This is a genomic window from Candidatus Thermoplasmatota archaeon (genome assembly GCA_038884455.1).
In the GTDB taxonomy this organism is placed as follows: domain Archaea; phylum Thermoplasmatota; class E2; order DHVEG-1; family DHVEG-1; genus JAWABU01.
In genome coordinates this window covers 26874-48449 of sequence record JAWABU010000006.1, presented here as the reverse complement: position 1 = coordinate 48449, position 21576 = coordinate 26874, and the positions used below count along the sequence as shown (strand labels likewise).

Genomic DNA, 21576 nt, shown 5'->3' with positions numbered 1-21576 from the left:
CTCACCGATCATTTGTTTCTTCATGACGTGACATACCAACCGCAATGAGATAACCTTTTGCTCGTTCTGCAAAACGATAGGTATGTACTTTTTCCCAAAACTGTTTTGAATGATTTGGATACATAAGATGTGCAAGTTCATGGATTAAAATATAATCTTGGACCCACGCGGGCATGGTTGCAACACGATCCGAGATCCGGATTTTTCTATTTCTCGTATCACAACAACCAAACTTTGCTGTCTGATTAGGAACGTAGCTGATGTCAAAAACTAGTTTTCCTTGAAAAAAACGTTTGTTAATCTCCTGAGCACGCTGTTGCAACGCATCATCACTATTCAGAATCTTGGAACGATGTTTCTTCTCATAACGTTCCTTCATAATTTGAACCCATTTATCCTCCTGATGCTGTGTTAAACCTGCAGGTACGTACACATAGAAAACATCGTTGACCATTTTTGCTTGAATGGTTTTTTTCCGGCGATTGCTCCGAATAACCTTGATATTTGTATCCATGTTGTATCGACACCATAATTTCTTTTTATTTGAAAAACATAATGTTATATATAAACCGATTAAAAAAACATCTATATAACCTTCAAGAAATACCCCTTTTTAATAAAACGTACAGCGAAACGGGGAGATGAGTTTTGACTCACGTTGTCATCAATCCAACCATCGAAGATGCATACCATTTCATACGGCATCATCATGTTGCAAAAACTGATAAAACCAATCTTGTACTTATTGGCGACTGTCTTATTGAATATAACGGGCGGGCTCGATCATTACTTGATTGGGGTGAACGAATCGTTCTTATCAAACAAGATGGAAATGTTATTGTTCATCGTCCAATGATGCGAGAGCCAGTCAACTGGCAGCCCGCTGGTTCAACAACGGCATTCAGCATCGACAATTCTTGGTTGATTCTTCGCTCTCGTCATACTCCACCTCCTGAAAAAATGAAGATTATCTTTCGGATGGTAAAAGTTGTTGTTGTAACAACCCTTCGTGACCAAGCAGAATTCGTCATTGCGGGAATGGAAGATGATGTTGTCAAGCAAATTGTTCTCAATCCCAACATTATCGAAGAGGGATTACGCATCTCCCAGAGAGAAAAATATGTGAAATCTGGAGCTATCGACCTTTTTGGATATGATAAAAATCACACCCCGGTCATTATCGAAGTAAAACGCAGTATTGCAACTATATCATCAGTTCATCAGCTTCGGATGTATGTCTGTGATATCAAGAGAGATAATAAAGAAGCAAAAGTTCGAGGCATCCTCTGTGCACCAAAAATACCTGATATGGTACGAAAATTACTCGTAGAGTATAACCTTGAATGGCGCGAAGTTGAACGAACCGTTGTACTACCTGATGATCTACAAAAAACCTTACAAGATTTTTAAAAGAAAGAAGAGAGATGGAGCTTTTTATGTGGTGTAGCCACCAATCATAAGACTTGGATCACCAAGTAAAATCCACTCTTGGACGGTTTTGCAATCTTCTAACTCTCTTTTAACTGGGAAGGTTGTAATGTAATTTGAGAGCGTCTGCCGGTAGATGTCACCAAGGATCAACGGTTGACTAGCATCGATTTTTTGTCCGGTGATCTTGAAAAATTGCGGGTTAATCCAACCACCTAGACCCTGAGTGCATCCAACTCCAAGATATCCATATCCAAGACCGGTACAGCCAATTGTTGCAATCGCACCTCCTTTTGATGATTGTACTGGTGCCCAGCTCCATGCTTCATAGGTTGGAACTCCATGTGTCCAATATCCAGCAATGTCACTTGCAGCAAAAGGGCCAAATTTGTCTGTGAGATTCAGTGTTTTAATCAATGAAATGTTAAACTGGCTGTTATGACAACCACCAACAAGTAAAACTGGGAGTTTGTTGCCATTGGTTAATTTACTCATTGGGAAGTAGGGTGCTTTTTTGATATCAAAACTACTCAGACCGACAATACTTGAATTTGCCCGACCACCAGGAATACCAGGGTAATGATTTGCCCAGACTCGGGGACTGCCATGTCCTGAGAAATATACAAATCCTGATCCTGCGCTTAGTGCAGAAATAACATCATCCTGACTGGTAAATTTACCATTCGATGACCATAACACTTCTTTTGTAAAATCATTAGGCATATAACTCATGGCAAGTTTTGTTTCATGTTCATCTTCGAAATACATTTCAAAACTTTTTTCTGCTTCAAACACAACAGAACCATTACTTGCCTTGATAACAACATGAAGTGTAGTAACAACCCCATCAGGTCGCGGATCATAGGATTTACCTTTTATCTCCATAACACCATTTATGTATCTTATTTTTGCCCATCGAGAACCGATGTATGCCTTTTCTGGTATTTTGTCAACATTAGTATTTCCAAGAATATCTCCTTCAGATGGAGAAGTGATTTCTGCGATGGGAAGCGCAGGATATTTATCAATTTTCAGATGATCATCTTCATTAAATGTTACTTTTGATGCAACTGATTTATCGACAGTAACGTTAATGATATCTACCGGGCCAGCAACATCATCAATATTTTTACTCTGTGCATAAATCGTGTATCGTCCCGTAGGAAGAGAATTTACATCCCAGCTTATCCCAAAATCTGCTTGATCTTGGAAGCCATCGCCAGCAATAACAACCATTTTTTTGAACCACTCCTGACCCGCAGTTTTCTTTTCATACGTTATAATTTTTTTAACAACTTGTTTTACCTCAAGTGTGTTTCGACAGGCAAGTCGACCAACTGCAACATCGGGATCAAGGTCAAGTGTATCTCTTGCAAAACCGCTTTTTCCCCATACAGCATAGGTTCTGTCCTTGTTGGTATCCCATGTTGAAAAACTTCCGTTCGCATTGTAAACATCAGCATAGTAGAGATCGCTGACATACCCTGGATCATAGACATTTGAACTGCTCGGTGGCTGATGGGAGTTATATGATTCGTATAAATTCGTATAACGAACTGGGACGTGCCATGCTTTTGTTCCGGTACTATTGTTCTCTCGGTCATTGGTAAATAGATGATTTTTCAATCCGCCGACGAGCAGAACATACCGTATACCCCAGTTTAATCCTTCTGGGCCAAGGGCATCTTTAATGAAATGTTTAATTTTCTCAGGTTTGTCAAAACCTTGATATTTCGTGTAAATCCATTCAGTTGTTTTGAATATAGTCCTCATACCCATATCGTTTTTATGTTTCACCAATGGCTGCAAGGCACGTGAGAAACGACTGGGTGCAATAATCACTAAATCATAGGTATCACCAAATAGAATTGGTGTGTTTGGTGGTGTATACGAAACCGAGATAGTCATTGTTTTTGAAGTTACTATTTTTCCAAGCAGTGGTGCATATCGAACTGGATAGGTATGAATTGCAACATGAATAACATGATTTCCTGAACCATCGAGACCTGCGGTTGTTTGATAGTCATACCAACATGATGGATATAACTCAGAACTAGTATAAACTTGCATATCTTTGATATCCTCATTTCCTACCTCAACATCAGGAAGTAACGGAAGTGGTTGTGGTGATGGGATGATTTCTTTTGTGACATACATTTCTGAAATATCTGTTGGGACGCAGCTTACTTGAATATTAGTTGATCCAAAGGGGATATCGAACACATGAACCTGTTTTGGCATCATAGGTTTGCCTGCATCTAACACATATGATGTTGTTTCTGGTAGTTCGAGTACGATATATTCACCCTTATCAACAACATTCGGTTGTGATGTGACCATAGTCACACATAAATTTTTGCTTGTTTCATCAATATTCGCACGAACACCTAGTCCTGCGAAAACTAACATTCCTACTAAGATCAATGGTAGTATCTTTTTCATATTTTTCCCCCTAAGATTTTGTATAAAAACCTTTGAGTATATATTTATTTATATTTCGAAGTATATAAATTTTTTTTGGAAAAACTTAAATAGTATTTAAAAAAACCGGTTTTTTCTGATTGTACACTCTGCAGATTCTTTATTCTTTTAATGAGCCTGATGCATGCGTTGTTATACGAGGATCCATGAACGATACTAGAAAACCAGCGAATCCAAGTAAAATTTCTGTGATTACAAAACCTAGAATGGTAAACACAAATATTTTTTCAGCAGAAATCGTAAAAAGTGTGGAAAAAAGAAACACCGCGGTGAACTCACGGGTACCCAATCCTGCAAACGTTATTGGAATAAAGCCAGCAGTATTTGCAATAGGATATAGCAAGAGAAAATACAGGTAAGGTATTTCTGCTCCAACAGCAACAGCGACAAGATACTCTTGGGTAAAAACAATAATCCAGGTAAACACACCTAGGAAACCAGGCAATAAAAGTTTTCGTATGTTAGGAAAATCGAGATAAAATGATTGGGTAAAATGAACAAACTTTTGTTGGTATTTTTTAGGTAGACTATGATGAATCAACCAAGAAAAGAATCGATCACCTCGTTCTTTTCGAATGAAGACAACGATCGAAACACTTACGATCATCAGCCACAATAGAGTAATATAGAGGAGATTTGGAAGCATACTGACGACAAGCAAGGCACCTACAATCATCATAAGGTACAAAGATATATTATGAACAATGACTTCGAGAACAACATTGACAAATAACTTTCCATAGGGTTGTTGGGTCTGCTCTCGCATGTATGGTATCCGCATAACCTGCCCAAGATATCCTGGTGTGATAATGCCGTAAAAAAAACCAATCAGTAAAATTTTCATTGATGATACAAAAGAAAGTTGGATGTTCTGTGCATCTTGGATCAAACGCCAGGCAGAAGTTCTAATACAGAGCAGAGGGATAGTTAAAAACACCGAAAAAAACAAAATAACCAGATTAATTGATGTCAACTCATTTATCACACGGTGAATGTCTAATTGACTAACCAAATACAGCAACAGAATAATACCGATGAGTGGCAAACCTTTTTTAAGATAACGCTTTCTTTGTTTAACCATTTCGTAAAATATACAATTATTTCCGTCTTTTTATGGTTTATTTAACCGCTAAAAAAGTATCATTCGATTCTAGCCATACATTGAACGCTAGTTCATTCGAATAGATATGTCCCGATGTGATTCACATGACTACGGCACAATTTTTGTATAAACAAAAAGTTGTTTTCCTTGGAGGGTTTGTTCAGGAATTGATGTTTGAGGACAGATTGCAACCAGGGTAATTTCAATAGTTCCTAATCCAAAGAACCAGGGATGTGAAATCACCTGAGATGTATTTTCTGGTAGTTGAGCGATCATACCGTTTGTTTGTTTGTGAATACGATTCAGGATACCTCCAGACACACGAATTGCCCAGTTAATATCGGTTGCTTGTGCATCACCGGTATTCATGACAACTGCAGTGATACCAAAACCACCAGTGATATTTCGTATTTCAAGAATTGGTTTTGGTTGAGGTGGATTACTCGTTACCTTCAGTGAAACAGCTGGATCACCAAATAAGTTTGTTTCATAGTACACCCACCGCATGCAGGACCGATCAATCATATATAAATTGTCTTCTTTTGAATCATGATTTACCTGTCCAAGATTTGTTTTTCCTTCATTAAAAACAGCATCCCAAAACTCACGATGGTACCGCTGGGAATCCCCATCAGTACTAAACGACCAGAAGAAACCGTACCGTGCATTCATGATTGCAGCAAAGGCACCATGTGCTGTTTTCGCAGTTAAAACCTCAGCAATACAATCATTTCCCTCAGGATTGTCAAAACCTCCTGCCATACATCCTTGGGAATAGATAAAACAAAACTGCTGATTTGTCAACGAATATACATCATTGGTATTCATTTTCATATTGTATTCATAGTACGAATGGCCAATATGATTGATCACATGAATCCCGTTATCGATCCGGTTCATTATTTCACTTTTTGGCCAGTCATGACCAGGCCAGTCACGATCGTAGAGTTTGTCAATGGTATAATTCTCAGCAGGTATTCCAACTGTTGTATATCCATCTGCTGATGATCCGTTGATCAATTGATCAAGATAATTCCCACCCCAACTTGCAACACCATAATCACCAAGATACTCACCAGCAAACGTAAATACACCAAGATAGGCCCCTGTTGATTGCATGTAGGAGACGGTTTTCTGGACAAAATAGTCAACCTCGTCAATAGTCCCAACACATGCACGCCCAACATACACATCAGCAACAAGATCAACATCTCCACCGTTTTCACCATCGGTTGTTTCACCCCATTTGTCATCACTATCAAAATTATACGGACCATCAAGACAGGCATAGTATAAGTCAGATGGCATCTCAGTACTATAGGGTGTGGTATCTTCATCAAGACCAAACACCCAGAGCTGACGTGCAGGAATCACCTCTTCATCACCTCCAAGTAAAACATACTCAACACCCCATGAGAGATACGCATCTCGAATGTAGTGACGAATATCTTCAGGATCGGTACTCCCAACATCAGTCAGTGTTTTGATAACTGTTGATATACCATCAGCGTCATGTTTGTTTTTTAACGGCAGAAAATCATCTTTAAATTCATCCGTTGTTAAAATTAGCAAATCATACTGATCAAATCCAAGATTATGTTGAACCGCATACGTGCTGATAACCCAAGGGTTGTCAATCTTTTCTTGCAATATTCTTCGATCATCAGACAATCCCCGGTACAAACTTTTCTGCTGACGTATCGGTGTAAGTTGCACGGTAACTTCCAAAGAAGAATAAAACAAGATTTCACCGGATGCAGGGATATACTGAACTGGATACAAGCGAAGCACTAATATTTGGTAACCTCGGAAAGAATACACACCAACAGTTGAAAAGAGTTCACCAGGAACTTCTTCAGTACTCGAATACGTTCCTTCAACAGGAACTGGCATGACAGGAGCATCAATCAGTGGTACAGGTTTTGGTGTTGGGACCACAGTAAATCCTTTTCCCAAACTTGTTTTTTCACCTGAAACTATAATATCTACTACCTGGGTGTTACACGGGAGAAGGATGTATGCTCCACGAACAGGAAGATACGGCTCACCAGGATGACCAAAGCATCCGAGGGATTCGATATGGATCACATCATAGCATTTTTCTCCGAGGTATATCTGAGAAATTGTTGGCGTGACGAATGAATACTGAAGCGTGATGCTATCACTGGTTAATTGTGTTCTCAACGTCGCTGAAACTTCCCCTTGAATAAACATACTTACTCCAAGAAGTATTGCTAAACTATAACAGACACGAAACCAAGAGGTATTATTCATACAGATATCCCCCATATCTAAAACTATACCTATGCAACTTTAAATAATTATCTGTTATTCTTTGGTTTTTAGGAGATTATGCTGGAGAATAATCTCAGCGGTCCATCGTGCGACATTTGCGGCAACACTTGGGCATTTGTCGACATGAGCCCCTGCTTTTTCAAAGGCTGCATATTCATCTTTATCATTGAGGTTGAAACTCCGTCCAAATAATTTCTTCTGAACATCACAACATAACGGTGAGCCATACTCTTCAATAAAACGATCGTAGAGTATTTTTGAAAAGAGAAAAACTCTTCGTTTCTTGCCCCCTGATTGAAAAATAGTATATTCGCGTCCTGCTAATGAACCAAGCGCAAGCATACCCCCTGCGAGAGCACCGCAGGTTCCTTTAGATGTTAGGGAGGTGCCACCAGCAAGTACATCAGCCGCTTGAAAGAGATACTCATCACCGATATTCAATGTTTCTTGAAGTGCGGCAAGCACACATTGAGGGCAGCTCCCACGCGTTGCCTCATAACAATACGCACGTTCGTAAGCCGCATCTAAAACTTCTTGTTCTGATGTCATCGGATCAGGTAACTCTCATTGAGGAATAAATCTTTTCATCAATGGTATCCTCTGGACGAGATGCTGCAGAAGTATGGATCGGAGTGATATAGCATCATCGGTTTTTTCAAGATGAAATGAAAACATCTGATCATCTACAATATTAACATCAAACAGCACGGTATGAAAACCGTCAGCATTAATATGAATTCGATACGTTTCGTCGTATTCTAATGCAAGGATACATTGACCATCATCATCCGTACTGCCTGCCGTGCTATGAGAGGTTGTTCTGCCAACCGCTGAAACGGTAGCATTATAAATCGGAACACATCCACAACCTTCGCCTTCATAGATGGTAAACGTAATCGTTTCATAGCCACCAAGAAGATCACTTGTTTTCTGCCACATGGTATGCGCACCGACGAGTAACGAAAACGCTGATATTCCCACAAGAGCTATACTTCCAAGCAATAATATTTTATTCATGTCTCTATCCTCTCTTTTTTCTTTGATCATAGCGAAGAGAGTGTTAGCTCATTTTTATCGAATGATGATAAACGGTCCAAAAATAAAACCATTGAATTCTTTCACGGTTGTATCAGCAGTCACGGTGATAGCAAGTTTCCCAACGCCAAACAAGGTTTTATCTGTCGAAACCTCGGTCGGTGTGTTCGGTGCAAGATTTATGAGGGTTCCTGTGGATACAATGTCGATTCGACCGAAAATCCCGCCTTTTACCGAAATACGCCACTCAACTGATGGCAAGGTACTCGCACCGGCATTAGTAATCGTTGCGGTAACTATCGATTTACCACCGGCAACCACAATATTAAACTGAGCGGGCTGTATCTGAACAGAGAGAGGTGCTGACCAACTTGTTTCATAGCCGCCGCCACCGACATCTTTTGCTTTCACTTTTACTTGATACGCCCCATCAGCAGTCCATGTGTGTTTTGCAGTTATAGGTTCTCCTGATGTTTTTGGTCCGATCCAATCAGACGACGTTCCATCACCCCAGTCAAACTTATACAAGATCTTGTCATTGTTCGGATCAGTGGTCACTGCAGTATAAGTATACTCAATATTGGAATATCCTTGTGTGGGACCGGTTGGAGCGCTTGGTGTCTCAGGAGGATTAATCATCTCATTGTTCGTAATTGTGAAATGAATCGATAAATCACCATTGCCAAGCCATGCTACTGAAACACTCAGATTGAGTTCATGAACGTTTCGTTTCCCTGAGTTTTTAATGTAATTTCGAGCGGTTGTATCACTTGATTGACCGCCGACAAGCACTTTATATCCGCCATCGAAAAACGCTGTTGGGAAACCATACAAGTTGAACTCATCGTTTCGCTGAGCTGCCTGTGTGTTTTTATCGTCTACAAGCGCAACAAAATAGTATGGATACTCACCCGATTGATAAATACTATACAATACGTCTGCCATTGAGGGACAGTAGCCACACCAGGTTGCTGTACTCTCTTCAACGAGCACCGTATGGGTGAAATTTTCTTGAATTCGGTTATACCCTGTTTGACCTGGCCGAGCACCAGCAGTTGCATCGACATAGTATGCATCAAAAGGATTCTGTGATGGCGGTCGTGCATATCCAGGGTATCGTTCTGGGTTGAAGACCGCAGCGATAACCATGATGTTATTCTCGTTTACAAGAGAGTCACCATCCCAGGTAATTGTCTGATCAAACGTTTCACCATAGTTGATTGAAATCTGATTATTATATGCAAATCCTAAGAAACCAAAATGATAGTATTCTTGATTTGCCATCTTCCACCGAGATACTGGCTCAACAATGTAAATTCGAACGCGGCCAGTATATGGAAGACTATCTGTAAGCTGCGATGATGGTGGTGGTGTACTATTTTGTTTTACTGATTGGTTTATGAATATCTTTTCAGCATTACTTGGTAATGAAAAAAGAAAACACCAAGTAATGACAACAACTCCTACAAAAGAGATGATTTGTTTGTCCTTCATATTTTTCCCCATACGTGTTATTAACGCCTGTTAAGTATTTATAATTTTCTCACGAATAAATTCGACAGTACCACAAAGAAAATCCTTCCGCTCCATCATGCTACCCAAAGCAGCATTTTTTGGAAACCTTTATTAGAGAAAAACGACTATTCATGCGCGGGGAGCAACGAACATATGGAACAAAAAGTTATTCTTTTGAAGAAAGGAGAAGAACAAAGTAAAACACATAAACCAGGGCGACTGTATCGTCTTATGGTGAAATCAAACAACATGGAGGCGATTATTGCTGAACTTGACCCGCAGGCAGAATCACGCTGGTTCCAGCATACCGGCGAGGAATTTCATCTCGTCCTCGAAGGAGAAATGGAATACATGGTGGGAGATCATACCTACAAATTAACCAAAGGAGACCTGTTGTATCATGATTCCAGCCTCAAACATAAAGCTCGAAACAACGGTAGAGAAAAAGTAGTGTACATAACAGTTGGAGTACCACCTACCTTCATGTGGAGTATGCTATAGACCATCAAGATACTCACAATCACCACTTGAAACCTTCATAATTCCATCAGGTGTTTGAACCAGGAGAAAACCAAAGTCATCCACATCAACAGCGACACCATCGATCTCAAGAGCACCGGAACGAACTACAAGATGTTTTCCGATCGTATCAGAATTCAGCTTCCATTCATAAAGAATTTCGTTATATTTCTCCTGAAGAAAAAGAGTATAATAGTGATGAAAACACTCGATAAATTCTGAGAACACGGAAACGAGAGAAACTGGCTTCTGAAGCTGCTGCAATAACGACGTTGCAGGCACCTTTAAGGTATCAGGAAACGTTGAAATATTAACGTTTATTCCAACGCCGACTATCACATAATTCACCGCATTATTTTCAACTTCAGATTCGAGAAGAATGCCTGCGATTTTTCTGCCATGGATATGCACATCGTTTGGCCATTTAATCAATGAGTGAATCTGAAACTTGAGAAGCGTCTTTACGACAGCAAGCGCGGTAAATAACGGGATCAAAGAGGTATTTTTGACTGCTGTTTTTGGACGTAACGATAAAGAACAATATAAACCACCTTTTGGGGAGAACCATACACGATCAAAACGACCACGACCGTGCGTCTGCTCTGCGGCAACTACGACGGTCCCCATAGGAAGAGTACGTCGTTTGAGTCCTTCTTTCAAAAAGACATTGGTCGATGAAACCACAGGTAAAAAAATCAATTGATGAAAAAAACCTTTGGGAAACTCGCTTGCTTTTTTTCTAAATTCAAGTTCTGTAGAATCTCCAACGTTATTCATACAAAAATTTGCTGGCAATTTTTTTAAGATTTTTTCTGACCAGATCCTTGGTTTGCAGCAAGAAGTACTGCTTGCACAGCAGCCATTGCTGCAGCTGTCCTTGGCGTCTGAGATTGAGCTTTCATCGTCTGGACATGCTGGACTACCTGTTCGAGAATATTATATCGTGGGATAAAACTTGTATTATATTCTCCCGAGACAAACTTGGGATGGTTCATCACCACCTGATGAAATGGAATGTTGTTTCGCACTCCACCGATTTGATATTCCCACAATGCACGTTTCACACGAGCAATTGCACGTGATCGATCTTCAGCCCAGACAATCAGTTTTGCAATCATTGAATCATAGAACGGAGGAATTGTAAACCCTTGATATACACCTGCATCAACACGAATCCCTGGGCCACTTGGTTCAGCATATCGAACGATTTTACCAGGTGCAGGCATAAAATTGTTTAGCGGGTCTTCTGCGTTAATTCGACATTCAATCGCATGACCTCTTGGATGAATATCTTCTTGATCGTATTCAAGTTCAAAACCTGATGCAATCCGAAGTTGTTCCCGAGCAAGATCAACTCCTGTAGTCATTTCAGTAATTGGATGTTCAACCTGCAGTCGCGTGTTCATTTCAAGGAAGAAAAACCGTCCATCTTTAAACATAAACTCGCAGGTACCTGCATTATAATAACCAGCGGTTTTTGCTGCAAGTACCGCCTGCCTGCCGATTTCCTCTCGGAGTTCTGGTGTTAATGCACAGGAGGGTGTTTCCTCAATCAGTTTCTGATGGCGACGTTGCACACTACATTCACGTTCGTAACAATGGATTAAATGACCTTTCTTGTCGCCGATAACTTGGTATTCAATATGTCGTGGGTCTTCAATGAATTTTTCAATAAAAACAGAATCATCGCCAAAAGAATTTTTTGCGAGCTGACGAACCGTTGCAAGCGCTTTCTCCATCTGTTGCTCATTGTCAACTTTTTGAATACCAATACCACCACCACCTGCAGATGCCTTCAGCATGATTGGATATCCAATTTCATGGGCAATATCTTTTGCTCGTTCATGATCAGAAATCGCTTCAACAACGCCAGGAACCACAGAAACACCTGCTTTAATCATGGATTTCTTTGAATCAATCTTTGACCCCATGAGTTTCATTGCAGAAACCGGCGGTCCGATAAATTCAATGCCGTTTTTTTTGCAGAGTTCAGCAAACTCAGCATTCTCAGCAAGAAAACCATATCCTGGATGGATCCCCTCAGCACCTGATTTCAAGGCAACATCGATGATTTTATCCTTGTTAAGATAGCTTTGACTTGCAGGACCAGGACCAATGTGATATTTTTCGTCAGCATATTTAACAAATAATGCTGATTGATCAGCATCTGAATACACAGCAACTGTTGCAATCCCGAATTCCTTACAGGCACGCATGATACGAATCGCGATTTCACCGCGATTAGCAATGAGCACTTTGTTCAACATATACTTCACCAAAATTAATCCAATAACTATTAAAGGATCTGCATCAGGAGATCACCACAGGCGACACCAGTGCCCTCTTTGATGAAGATTTCTTTAACTTCACCGTCGACCTCTGATTTGATCTCTTGTTCCATTTTCATAGCTTCAATCGTTGCGATGACATCACCTTTTTTGACTTTATCTCCTTTTTTGACTTTGACTTTCAAAATCGTTCCTTGCATCGAAGTTTTCACGCCACCCTCAACATCTTTGGGTTTTGAACATACGGTGCTCTCTCCAGCTCCGGCAACCATGAAACCGCCCGTGGGTATGACTTTCACCTCAAATGGCTCTCCGTCAACCTCAACAGTAAACTCCGTTGGGATCTGAGCAGGACCAGAACGTTTTTCAGGTGGTTCAATTTCAAGCCAAATCTGTTTATATTCAGGAAATGATTGTTTCACCATTGATCGGGTTAATGGATGATCAATCGGTAGCGGCAATGCATCTGAGGTAAACTCAGCACGCGCTTCTCCTTTTAAAAACTTCAATCCAACTTGAGGATACAAGATATACGTCAGAATGTCTTCTTCTTTTTTGATCAATGATCCTCCATCGATTTCTTGAAGTTCTTTTTTCCGCTGATGCCACAGGGGTTTCAACAGATCAGACGGACGGCAATCTATAACTTCATCTTTCCATTTCGGCCCAAGAACCTTTTTCATAATGTCTGGTTTGATATCAGCAGGTGGTTTTCCATACATCCCACGACAATAATCCTTCGTCTCATTGGTCACAACTTTATATCGACCATGCAGTACATTCATCACCGCTTGAACGCCAACAACCTGACTTGTTGGAGTAACCAATGGAGGATATCCAAGTTCTTCTCGAACCCGTGCGGTCTCCAAGAGTATCTCACGATATTTATCACGAGCTCCTTGCTCTTCTAATTGAAAGATTAAATTTGACAACATCCCCCCAGGAACTTGATGAAGGGTTACACTGGGATCGACTTTTAACGCATCAAACCGATGTAAATGTCGGTATTTCTCCCATACTTTTAAGAAATAATTCCGAATTTCAATGAGGAGTTCTAAATCATACTTCGTATCCCATTCAGTTCCTTGTAGTGCAGCAACGACACTTTCGGTTGCAGGGGCAGCAGTTCCTCCTGAAATCGGTGACATCGACGTATCAAGAATATCTGCACCTGCTTCAAGAGCACGTTGATATGCCATCCCCGTCATACCACTTGTATAATGGGAATGTAAATCCATGGGTAGTTTAATACCTGCATCTTTCACCCCCTTGATGATATCATAGGCTCGTTTTGGAGATATCATCCCTGCCATGTCTTTAATGCATAATGAATCAGCACCCATTTTCTGCAGTTTTTCAAATTTTTCAACAAAATAATCAACGGTATGTACTGGTGAAATTGTATAACTAAGACAGGCTTGAACATGACCTCCGTTTTCTTTGACTGCTTTCATCGGTATTTCCATATTTCGTAGGTCGTTCAATGCATCAAAAATCCTGAAATAATCAACGCCATTTTTCTTTGCAAAGTAAATAAATTTATTTACAACATCGTCAGGAAAATTCCAATAGGCAACAATGTTCATAGCTCGTTCAAGCATCTGCAAAGGCGTGTTTGGCATGGCTTTTTTTAACTTTTGAAGGCGAATCCATGGATCTTCATTCAAATATCGAATACAAACATCAAATGTTGCACCACCCCACACTTCTACCGAGAAAAAACCGACCTGATCTAATTTATCGGCAATTGGTAACATATCTTCTGTTCGCATCCGTGTCGCCAGTAGTGATTGATGTCCATCTCGTAAAACAAGTTCGTGTAGTTGAACCATAATTATATATCCTCCAGTATTTTTATTATTTTTTTGAACATCCTACTTTGAAAAGCCATACAAGTAGCATGTTCAAACGAAAAAGGTATCCTGTTACCCTACTTAATAATATCGGGACTCGCTTATTTAGAGTTCTTCTCGCAAACTTTAAAAAACCTAGGTATATAGTCAGCAGATAACCAGGTGAAGTACTATGAAGCTGATGAAAATCTTGATTCTTGTTCTCATTTTCCTTTTACCGAACGTAGGTTTGAACGTATCATCGATGGCGTTCCCTGCCGGTGATATCCATCGAGGGCAGATTTCTCTTGAATATCGAAATGTAACAGTGTATGCACCAGCAGTTGCGCAGACAAGTCAAGGATATGTTGGTGTTATTTCAACCATCACTGTTACCATCCAAAGTCATGGAAATGGCCGTGTCTTTGTAGATACCCTCCCATTAACACAAATTGATATGCAAGGATCTGCTCGACTTGCAGTTAAAGTTGCGTCAACACTCGTAAAAAACGATCATCGCTGCCAAGTCGACCCCACGACCTATGATTATTTTTTTGTTGTTCGGACCTCATCGCCGATTATTGGAGGTCCTTCTGCAGGAGCAGTCATGACCACAGCAGTCGTTGCACTACTTGAGAATTGGACACTGGATAGTAAAACGGTTATGACTGGAATGATTAATCCTGATGGGAGTATCGGCCCAATTGGAGGAATCATCCAAAAATGTGATGCCGCATATTCGGTGGGTGCAACACGTTTTCTCATACCAAAAGGTCAAAATGTGTATACTGAAACAATCACTGAGACAACTCAGGATGGAATGTGGACACAGATCAGAACACGACAGGTTAAGCGAAACGTCTCAGATTATGCAATGACAAAATACGGTATAGAAGTTTGTGAAGTTGAAGATATCAACGAAGCAATCCTGTATTTCACCGGATGGACGTTTACTACTTCAGAATCAAATCAAAGTATTTCAACAAAGCATTACGTTGAATCAATGCAGCCACTTGCAACACAACTCTTACAAGATGCAAAACAGGCATACCGGAATGCCAGTGCAGCGTTTAACACGACTGAAATACCAAATCGATTCCCATATTACTATAAAAACGAGATTACAGACTATCTCAACAATGCAGAACAAAACCTTAAAGAATCCCAGCAGTGGTACGATCAACAATGTTACTATACAAGTACCAGTAACTCTTTTCAATCACTTATCGACGCACAGTTTGTATCCTATGCTTGCAGGTATTTTAACACGTCAAAAAAAGATGATTTTGTTCAATCACTTCTTACTGAGGTTCAATCAATGTTTGATACGAATAGCCAACAAGCTAAAAACGCAGAGATACGAGGAACGATTTCATTACAATGTGTCGGGGCAGCACAAACCCGTGTTTCAGAGGCAGCATCATATATCACCAAAGCTCAATCGAGTTACTCATCACAAAACCATCTCACCGCATTATATCAAATTTCATTTGCACGGCAACGCATCGAGAGTATCCACTGGTGGCTTGGCATCGGAAAACCGTTCAATGATACTGGAGAAATGAGCATTGAGGATGTTCGAAATCTTGCTGAGGAGTACATCGAAGATGCTCGACAAGCAGTTGTCTATGCAGATGTTATTGTTGATGAAATGGGACAAACCTCTTCGTTTATTTCAGAAGCTGAACAACTGCTTTCATCTGCTGAAAAAAATCGAGATGATGGATATATTGCAGCAGCACTGTTCGAAGCGTTAGAAGCACTGGTGAAAGCGAATCTTGCGCTAGAAACTGTTGATGGCTCAAGTCAAGCAAAGGTTGATCGTGCTCAGGAACAAGCAAGTTCAAGCATTAGCGAAAGCAGAAAACTTGGAATCGAACCAGTACTCGCAGTAAGCTACTATGAATATGGTCAAAGTCTAGAAAATGAATCATCATATGATCTTGCCCTTGTCTATTATAAATATGCAAATCTTATCGCAGGAGCAATCCGTTTTACCAGCACCTACAGCACTCAAAATTCTCGGTACTATGGTATTCCTGAACCCCAGGAACCTTTTACGAATCGACTGCTCTATCAGAATATTGAATATGCAGTATTCTTTCTTTTTGTTGGAGGGATTGGAGGACTTGGTATTGGGTTATTAATCGTTGGTTTAATCTTAATTCGACGATCAGACCAACCTCAAAATCAACATCCTGGTCAATTAAACCATGCAGACCAAGATTTCACTGCGTATTACCGAAAACAAAAAAGCAGTGATTTTCCTGATCGTCAAATCCCCCGCAGCATCCAAGATTATTTTAAGAAACAAAAATAAGGCAGGAAACAATATTTGATTGCTATGCCGATTCATGGGATCCTCAAAAATACTAATGTTCTTGTAACAAATCCAAATGATATTGGAAGATTATACCAAAGAAGCTGTTTTGGAGTCATGAATTCATCCTCGCAGTTGAAACTTGATCTTCTTGAAGCACTTTTTCTACTTGGGGAAAAAAAAATACAAATTTATCAGCAAAACCAAGCAGTATCATTTGATGAACTTATCTCCTATGCTTTCCGGTTCATACCAGATATAGAAACCCAGTATCTCATTTTCAAAGATTTAAGAAGTAGAGGTTTGATGATCAGACCAGATCCAACACATCAGTATCACTTGCTCTATCAAAGTACTCAAAACAAAAAACACATTAAAGCATATATCTCTGTATTCTCTGAACGAGATTCTTTTCAAATTGCAACAACCCAACGCCAGTGTACAGAAGCAGAAAAAAAACATTCAGAACTATGGTATGGTATTGTCGATGAAGAAGGAGATATCACCTACTATACTATTTCAAAGATCAATCCAACTGGAGAAATAACGGAACAGCACTATAAAAAAACACAGGGCATTCTGCTTACCAACCGAGTTCTCCTTTTTGACCAAAAAGCTGCGAGAGATTTGCATCATCAGGAATTCTACGGTAAGCCATTTGAATCAGGATTGCAGCTGTCACTTATCGAAGCAATATATCTCCATCACCGCGGCATCCTCGATATCCAAACAGAACAACAGAAAAAAATCTCCTCAAAGCGTTTGATGAAGCAATTCACAATGCTGCAGCCTGACCTCCATCTTCGGCTCCCTGTTTTTATAGATTTGAAGCAACGGGGGCTTATTGTGAAAACAGGGTTCAAGTTTGGAACTCATTTCAGAGCATATACTAAACGACCTGATGCAACCCATGCTGAGTATCTCATCTTAGTTGTTCAAAATCAGTTTGAAAGCAACTTGTCTGATATCAGCAGAGCAGTTCGACTTGCGCATTCGGTTCATAAAGAAATTCTGTTTGCTGTTGTTCAACAAGATACTATTGAATATATTAGGTTTGGTCGTCTGCGGCCATAATATTTTTAAACCAAATACGTGATTCAGCTAGTCCGGGAGGAAGGTTTTTTGCTTCAAATACGATGGCATGGTCATGCCTGCTTTGAAATAACAAATGCGATCACAATTGTTACCGATCCCCATGACGGAAAATCTATCGGCATCCCAAAACCAAACGTAACTGCTGATATCGTATTAGTTTCTCATGATCATTACGATCATAATAGTGTTAAAACCGTTATGAAGGATTCTACAAAAATTGTTACTGATCCACGAAAAAGAACAATTGATAATGTACAGATTGTAGGCATTGAGGCATTCCATGATGCTGCGGGTGGGGTCAAACGCGGTAAAATCAACATGTACAAGTTTACTTATGATGATATACAGTTTTGTCATCTTGGTGATCTAGGTCATGAGCTTGACGCTAGAACAGTACAACAAATTGGACCTGTGGATATTCTTTTTATCCCTGTTGGTGGAACTTATACTCTTGATGCGGATCAAGCCTGGACTGTTGTCAATATGATCAAACCAAAAATTGTTGTCCCGATGCATTATAAAATCGAAGGATTGTCGTTACCTATTGCAAATGTTGATACGTTCCTTGAAAGAGATGCTTATAAAATCTTGAAAGTTGGCAACGAGATCGACATTGAACAAGAAGATCTCCCAAAAGAACCTGAAATCTGGGTGTTCACGCTGTAGATCTCATCTATGTAAAAACTTCAGGATTTACACAGTTTGGCGGACGAACCCCTTTTAAGCCAGCAAGCATATTTTCAGCTGCCATCACTGCCATGCGTACACGAGTTGTATAGGTTGCCGAAGCTGAATGCGGTTGAAGAACAACATTGGTTAATTTAAATAGATCGATATGAATTTTTGGTTCATGTTCATATACATCAAGACCTGCACCAAAAATAACGTTCTTTTTCAATGCATCAACTAATGCTTCTTCGTCAACAACAGGGCCTCGAGAAGTATTAATGAGTATAGCGTTTTTCTTCATCATGTTAAGTTCTTGTTTTCCAATGAGATGGTATGTGGTTTCAACGAGTGGTACATGAATTGAGATAAAATCAGAGTTTTGTAATAACTCAGGAAGGGATACTTTTGTTGCTGAAAGTTCCTGTTCAAGGATTGTATTCCTTTGAGTATCAACATAGAGTACCTGCATGTTGAACCCTTTACTTTTCAAGGCAAAAGCAGTTCCAATGCGACCAGCACCAATTACACCAAGGGTTTTGTTTGAAATGTCTTGTCCCAGCATAAGTAACGGCGCCCACCCTTTGAATTTTTTTGCACGGGTAAATGTATCTCCTTCAACAATTCTTCGTGCAACTGAAAACAGTAGCGCCCATGCCATTTCAGCGGTTGCATCTGTAAGTACATCAGGGGTGTTGCTCACAGGTATTCCCTTTTCTGTTGCAGTTTTGATATCAATATTGTTATAGCCTGCAGCATAGTTTGCTATCATTTTCAGCTGTGGGTTTGCTTCGAGTACCTCTTTGTCAATTTGATCGGTTAACAAACAGAGCAAACCATCTTTGCCTTTGAGTTCTCGGATGATTTCGTTTTTTGTAAGTATTCTATCAGAGCGGTTGACCGTAACGGTATGGTATTTTTTCAGGAGATCTAAACCCTCCTTCGGTATCTGTCTTGTGATAAAAATTTTCATAATCCTTCATCGCTCCATTTTGATCGATTCCGACATCACCGACAGTCTTATAGCTTTATTTGCAAAAAAAATTGCAAAAAAAATACTTCGTATCAACAACACATTTTTTTTTAAAACGTTAAATCAAAGGTTGATTGGGATTATAGAACGTTATTTTTCCGTGGGTATCGATCGATCCTTCAGCGACTAACGTCCAGCTTTGAATAACTGGAAAAGGTTCAATATCAGGCCGTGCATACACCTTGATGTTCCATTGTGTTGCATTCTTAGCATCATGATGGACAAGAATATAGGTTGTTGAAGTAATCGTATCATATACCTTAAAAGTTGGAAGTGATGATAAAATCTGTTTTTCAGTAAGATTCTCCCATCCAGGTATCTGCGGTAGTATCATTTCATCAAAGAGCTCATAATCCTCAAAATCCTCATCTTCGGTTTCTTCAACAGCACGAGCATCATGGTTAAACGTAGGTAGATAAATATGGAGCCAATCATTCTGATCATACGGTGCACCATTTTTCCCATCAGAAAAATCAACCAACGTTCGATCGGCCCAGATATATTTATAGTTCATAATACTGTGATACTGATTTAGATATCCTTCATAGTCTTCCTTTGACATACTTGGATATCTAACTCCAACAGGTGTGGTGATATCATTTCCTGGAAACGTATAAGGAAGCAAACCAAGTGAATGACCAAGCTCATGCAGAACTCCTTTCGCAACACATACCCGCTGATGCCGAGGGGTAAATGCAAGACGAGTTTTGATAGTAGGTTTCCAACCGTTTCCTACCAGAATCGTATCATAACCGTTGTATTGACTTGGCGTGCACCAACCAAGTTTATTACCAACAATCACGTAGCGAAAAACTCCTTTTCGCTCATCAGCAAAATTATGTAAATAGAATCCTAGTACCTGACCGCCATTGACATCCTCAAATGATTCAATGAAAGGAAGCATTTCGCCACCGCCATTGCTTGGGCCATCAGGCCAACCGTCATCGATATAGACATTGATCCCATGACGTGCAAAAATTTCAATGATCATCTGCTGAGATTCTTTGAAAAAAATATGGGGGAGATCAAACGGTCCTCGTTTTTGCATGAAATCAGTTTCAATATACATATCAGGTCGATAGGGGTCTGCAAAATACTTCCGCAATGCATATTCATTAAGATTGGTGATACCATCGAAATCAGGATCGAGATGTCGATGGTCATCAGGAATAAAAGGATGATATCCCCATTTCCATTCCCATGCTGTCGGAATGCCATCGGTATCAGGATCAAGCACTGAATCATCAACCATAGGATCAGTTCCAAGGATGTTTACTTCGGTCCAATAGGGAATTCCATCACGATCATAATCATTTTGATATAACGTAAACCATAGTTCGTAGTTTTTCCCCAGAAAGTGGCCATACCCATCTGCATCTTGAAACGCATCATCACCCTGCCATCGACCGGTACGATAATCGTAGGTAAGCTCGATGGTTTCCTTCACTGTATCAGAATATCTCCTTTTCAGCAATCCGGAATACGACCGCTCGACAATACTTATGGTCACAGAGGAGGTTGGTTGTTCATCGGTAACTCGAAAGGGAATACGGGTGTCCATCAGGAGTGAATCCCATGCGACAAACAAGCCTTCAGAGCCATACCCAACGGTTCCAAAACTATTTGCTTCTTCTCCATCAACAGTACAAACCCAATAAAACTTTGGTTTTTCCCTCCAACTCGTCCCTAGTTTGAGCATTTTATCGTATAATGCTCGATTGCGAATTCGATTGATTTGAATTGTCAGCTGTTGACCACCTAATGGACTGATACGATCATCTTTTTGATGAACGAGAGACTCATCAGGTTTTTGTTCTTGAGTGCGCATAAAATAACCAGAATACCACAAACCAGCAAGAACAATACCAATGATAACAAGAATAACTGCGATACCGATGACTCGTTGATGCTGCTTTTTGATGTACATTCTGACAATCCCAGTTTTTTATATTAATATTATAGATTAT

Annotated in this window: 17 protein-coding genes; 5 read left to right on the top strand and 12 right to left on the bottom strand. The window is 40.0% G+C overall.

The window, feature by feature from the left end:
* Position 1: 1 nt before the first annotated feature.
* Positions 2–514: a M48 family metallopeptidase gene (locus QXL17_02005; protein MEM4257911.1), complete on the bottom strand. Its 513-nt coding sequence runs from the start codon at positions 512–514 to the stop codon at positions 2–4.
* A 134-nt stretch (positions 515–648) separates the two neighbouring features.
* Between QXL17_02005 and nucS the strand changes: the two genes are divergently transcribed.
* A complete protein-coding gene (gene nucS / locus QXL17_02000; protein ID MEM4257910.1) occupies positions 649–1410 on the top strand; it encodes an endonuclease NucS in 762 nt (253 codons plus the stop codon).
* Positions 1411–1434: 24 nt separating this feature from the next.
* On the opposite strand, the gene QXL17_01995 is transcribed toward nucS, so the two are convergent.
* The 6 genes from QXL17_01995 to QXL17_01970 form a co-directional block, all read right to left on the bottom strand.
* The gene (locus tag QXL17_01995; GenBank protein MEM4257909.1) at positions 1435–3870 is read right to left on the bottom strand and encodes a C25 family cysteine peptidase; all 2436 of its coding nucleotides are present in this window, start codon (positions 3868–3870) and stop codon (positions 1435–1437) included.
* Between the two features lie 139 nt (positions 3871–4009).
* Positions 4010–4990 (bottom strand): lysylphosphatidylglycerol synthase transmembrane domain-containing protein, encoded by a 981-nt coding sequence (locus QXL17_01990; GenBank protein MEM4257908.1) that lies wholly within the window; start codon positions 4988–4990, stop codon positions 4010–4012.
* Between the two features lie 129 nt (positions 4991–5119).
* Positions 5120–7285, bottom strand: a complete 2166-nt coding sequence (locus tag QXL17_01985; protein MEM4257907.1) for a C25 family cysteine peptidase — start codon at positions 7283–7285, stop codon at positions 5120–5122.
* Positions 7286–7339: 54 nt separating this feature from the next.
* Positions 7340–7855: a C-GCAxxG-C-C family protein gene (locus QXL17_01980; GenBank protein MEM4257906.1), complete on the bottom strand. Its 516-nt coding sequence runs from the start codon at positions 7853–7855 to the stop codon at positions 7340–7342.
* A gap of 15 nt (positions 7856–7870) precedes the next feature.
* Positions 7871–8323: a carboxypeptidase-like regulatory domain-containing protein gene (locus QXL17_01975; GenBank protein ID MEM4257905.1), complete on the bottom strand. Its 453-nt coding sequence runs from the start codon at positions 8321–8323 to the stop codon at positions 7871–7873.
* A 54-nt stretch (positions 8324–8377) separates the two neighbouring features.
* Positions 8378–9835 carry a hypothetical protein gene (locus QXL17_01970; protein ID MEM4257904.1) on the bottom strand — a complete coding sequence of 486 codons (1458 nt, stop codon included), beginning with the start codon at positions 9833–9835 and terminating at the stop codon, positions 8378–8380.
* Positions 9836–10009: 174 nt separating this feature from the next.
* Here QXL17_01970 and QXL17_01965 point away from each other — a divergent pair, with 174 nt between their 5' ends.
* Positions 10010–10357 (top strand): cupin domain-containing protein, encoded by a 348-nt coding sequence (locus QXL17_01965; GenBank protein MEM4257903.1) that lies wholly within the window; start codon positions 10010–10012, stop codon positions 10355–10357.
* Here the strand turns inward: QXL17_01965 and QXL17_01960 are convergent.
* The 3 genes from QXL17_01960 to QXL17_01950 are packed head-to-tail and all read right to left on the bottom strand — an operon-like array spanning position 10352 to position 14495.
* On the bottom strand, positions 10352–11152 hold the full coding sequence (locus tag QXL17_01960; GenBank protein ID MEM4257902.1) for a biotin--[acetyl-CoA-carboxylase] ligase: 801 nt from the start codon (positions 11150–11152) through the stop codon (positions 10352–10354). The two genes, QXL17_01965 and QXL17_01960, sit on opposite strands and share 6 nt — an antisense overlap.
* A 23-nt stretch (positions 11153–11175) precedes the next feature.
* Complete coding sequence (locus tag QXL17_01955) at positions 11176–12642, bottom strand: acetyl-CoA carboxylase biotin carboxylase subunit (protein ID MEM4257901.1); 1467 nt, start codon at positions 12640–12642, stop codon at positions 11176–11178.
* Positions 12643–12671: 29 nt separating this feature from the next.
* Complete coding sequence (locus tag QXL17_01950) at positions 12672–14495, bottom strand: pyruvate/oxaloacetate carboxyltransferase (protein ID MEM4257900.1); 1824 nt, start codon at positions 14493–14495, stop codon at positions 12672–12674.
* Positions 14496–14688: 193 nt separating this feature from the next.
* Between QXL17_01950 and QXL17_01945 the strand changes: the two genes are divergently transcribed.
* From QXL17_01945 to QXL17_01935, 3 genes are read left to right on the top strand one after another with little or no spacing between them, the layout of a single operon-like run.
* Entirely contained in the window at positions 14689–16815 is a 2127-nt protein-coding gene (locus tag QXL17_01945; GenBank protein MEM4257899.1) for a S16 family serine protease, read from the top strand.
* Positions 16816–16839: 24 nt separating this feature from the next.
* Positions 16840–17889: a tRNA-intron lyase gene (gene endA, locus QXL17_01940; protein ID MEM4257898.1), complete on the top strand. Its 1050-nt coding sequence runs from the start codon at positions 16840–16842 to the stop codon at positions 17887–17889.
* Positions 17890–17937: 48 nt separating this feature from the next.
* Complete coding sequence (locus tag QXL17_01935; GenBank protein ID MEM4257897.1) at positions 17938–18576, top strand: MBL fold metallo-hydrolase; 639 nt, start codon at positions 17938–17940, stop codon at positions 18574–18576.
* Positions 18577–18583: 7 nt separating this feature from the next.
* Here the strand turns inward: QXL17_01935 and QXL17_01930 are convergent, their stop codons facing one another.
* Together QXL17_01930 and QXL17_01925 are read right to left on the bottom strand one after the other, a co-directional pair.
* Positions 18584–19549 (bottom strand): D-glycerate dehydrogenase, encoded by a 966-nt coding sequence (locus QXL17_01930; protein MEM4257896.1) that lies wholly within the window; start codon positions 19547–19549, stop codon positions 18584–18586.
* Positions 19550–19667: 118 nt separating this feature from the next.
* Positions 19668–21536, bottom strand: a complete 1869-nt coding sequence (locus QXL17_01925) for a hypothetical protein (GenBank protein MEM4257895.1) — start codon at positions 21534–21536, stop codon at positions 19668–19670.
* Positions 21537–21576: the final 40 nt, after the last annotated feature.

Coding starts and splice junctions, on each gene's coding strand:
- QXL17_02005 (MEM4257911.1), bottom strand. CDS start 514: ATGGATACAAATATCAAGGTTATTCGGAGCAATCGCCGGAAAAAAACC.
- QXL17_01995 (MEM4257909.1), bottom strand. CDS start 3,870: ATGAAAAAGATACTACCATTGATCTTAGTAGGAATGTTAGTTTTCGCA.
- QXL17_01990 (MEM4257908.1), bottom strand. CDS start 4,990: ATGGTTAAACAAAGAAAGCGTTATCTTAAAAAAGGTTTGCCACTCATC.
- QXL17_01985 (MEM4257907.1), bottom strand. CDS start 7,285: ATGAATAATACCTCTTGGTTTCGTGTCTGTTATAGTTTAGCAATACTT.
- QXL17_01980 (MEM4257906.1), bottom strand. CDS start 7,855: ATGACATCAGAACAAGAAGTTTTAGATGCGGCTTACGAACGTGCGTAT.
- QXL17_01975 (MEM4257905.1), bottom strand. CDS start 8,323: ATGAATAAAATATTATTGCTTGGAAGTATAGCTCTTGTGGGAATATCA.
- QXL17_01970 (MEM4257904.1), bottom strand. CDS start 9,835: ATGAAGGACAAACAAATCATCTCTTTTGTAGGAGTTGTTGTCATTACT.
- QXL17_01965 (MEM4257903.1), top strand. CDS start 10,010: ATGGAACAAAAAGTTATTCTTTTGAAGAAAGGAGAAGAACAAAGTAAA.
- QXL17_01960 (MEM4257902.1), bottom strand. CDS start 11,152: ATGAATAACGTTGGAGATTCTACAGAACTTGAATTTAGAAAAAAAGCA.
- QXL17_01955 (MEM4257901.1), bottom strand. CDS start 12,642: ATGTTGAACAAAGTGCTCATTGCTAATCGCGGTGAAATCGCGATTCGT.
- QXL17_01950 (MEM4257900.1), bottom strand. CDS start 14,495: ATGGTTCAACTACACGAACTTGTTTTACGAGATGGACATCAATCACTA.
- QXL17_01945 (MEM4257899.1), top strand. CDS start 14,689: ATGAAGCTGATGAAAATCTTGATTCTTGTTCTCATTTTCCTTTTACCG.
- endA (MEM4257898.1), top strand. CDS start 16,840: ATGCCGATTCATGGGATCCTCAAAAATACTAATGTTCTTGTAACAAAT.
- QXL17_01930 (MEM4257896.1), bottom strand. CDS start 19,549: ATGAAAATTTTTATCACAAGACAGATACCGAAGGAGGGTTTAGATCTC.
- QXL17_01925 (MEM4257895.1), bottom strand. CDS start 21,536: ATGTACATCAAAAAGCAGCATCAACGAGTCATCGGTATCGCAGTTATT.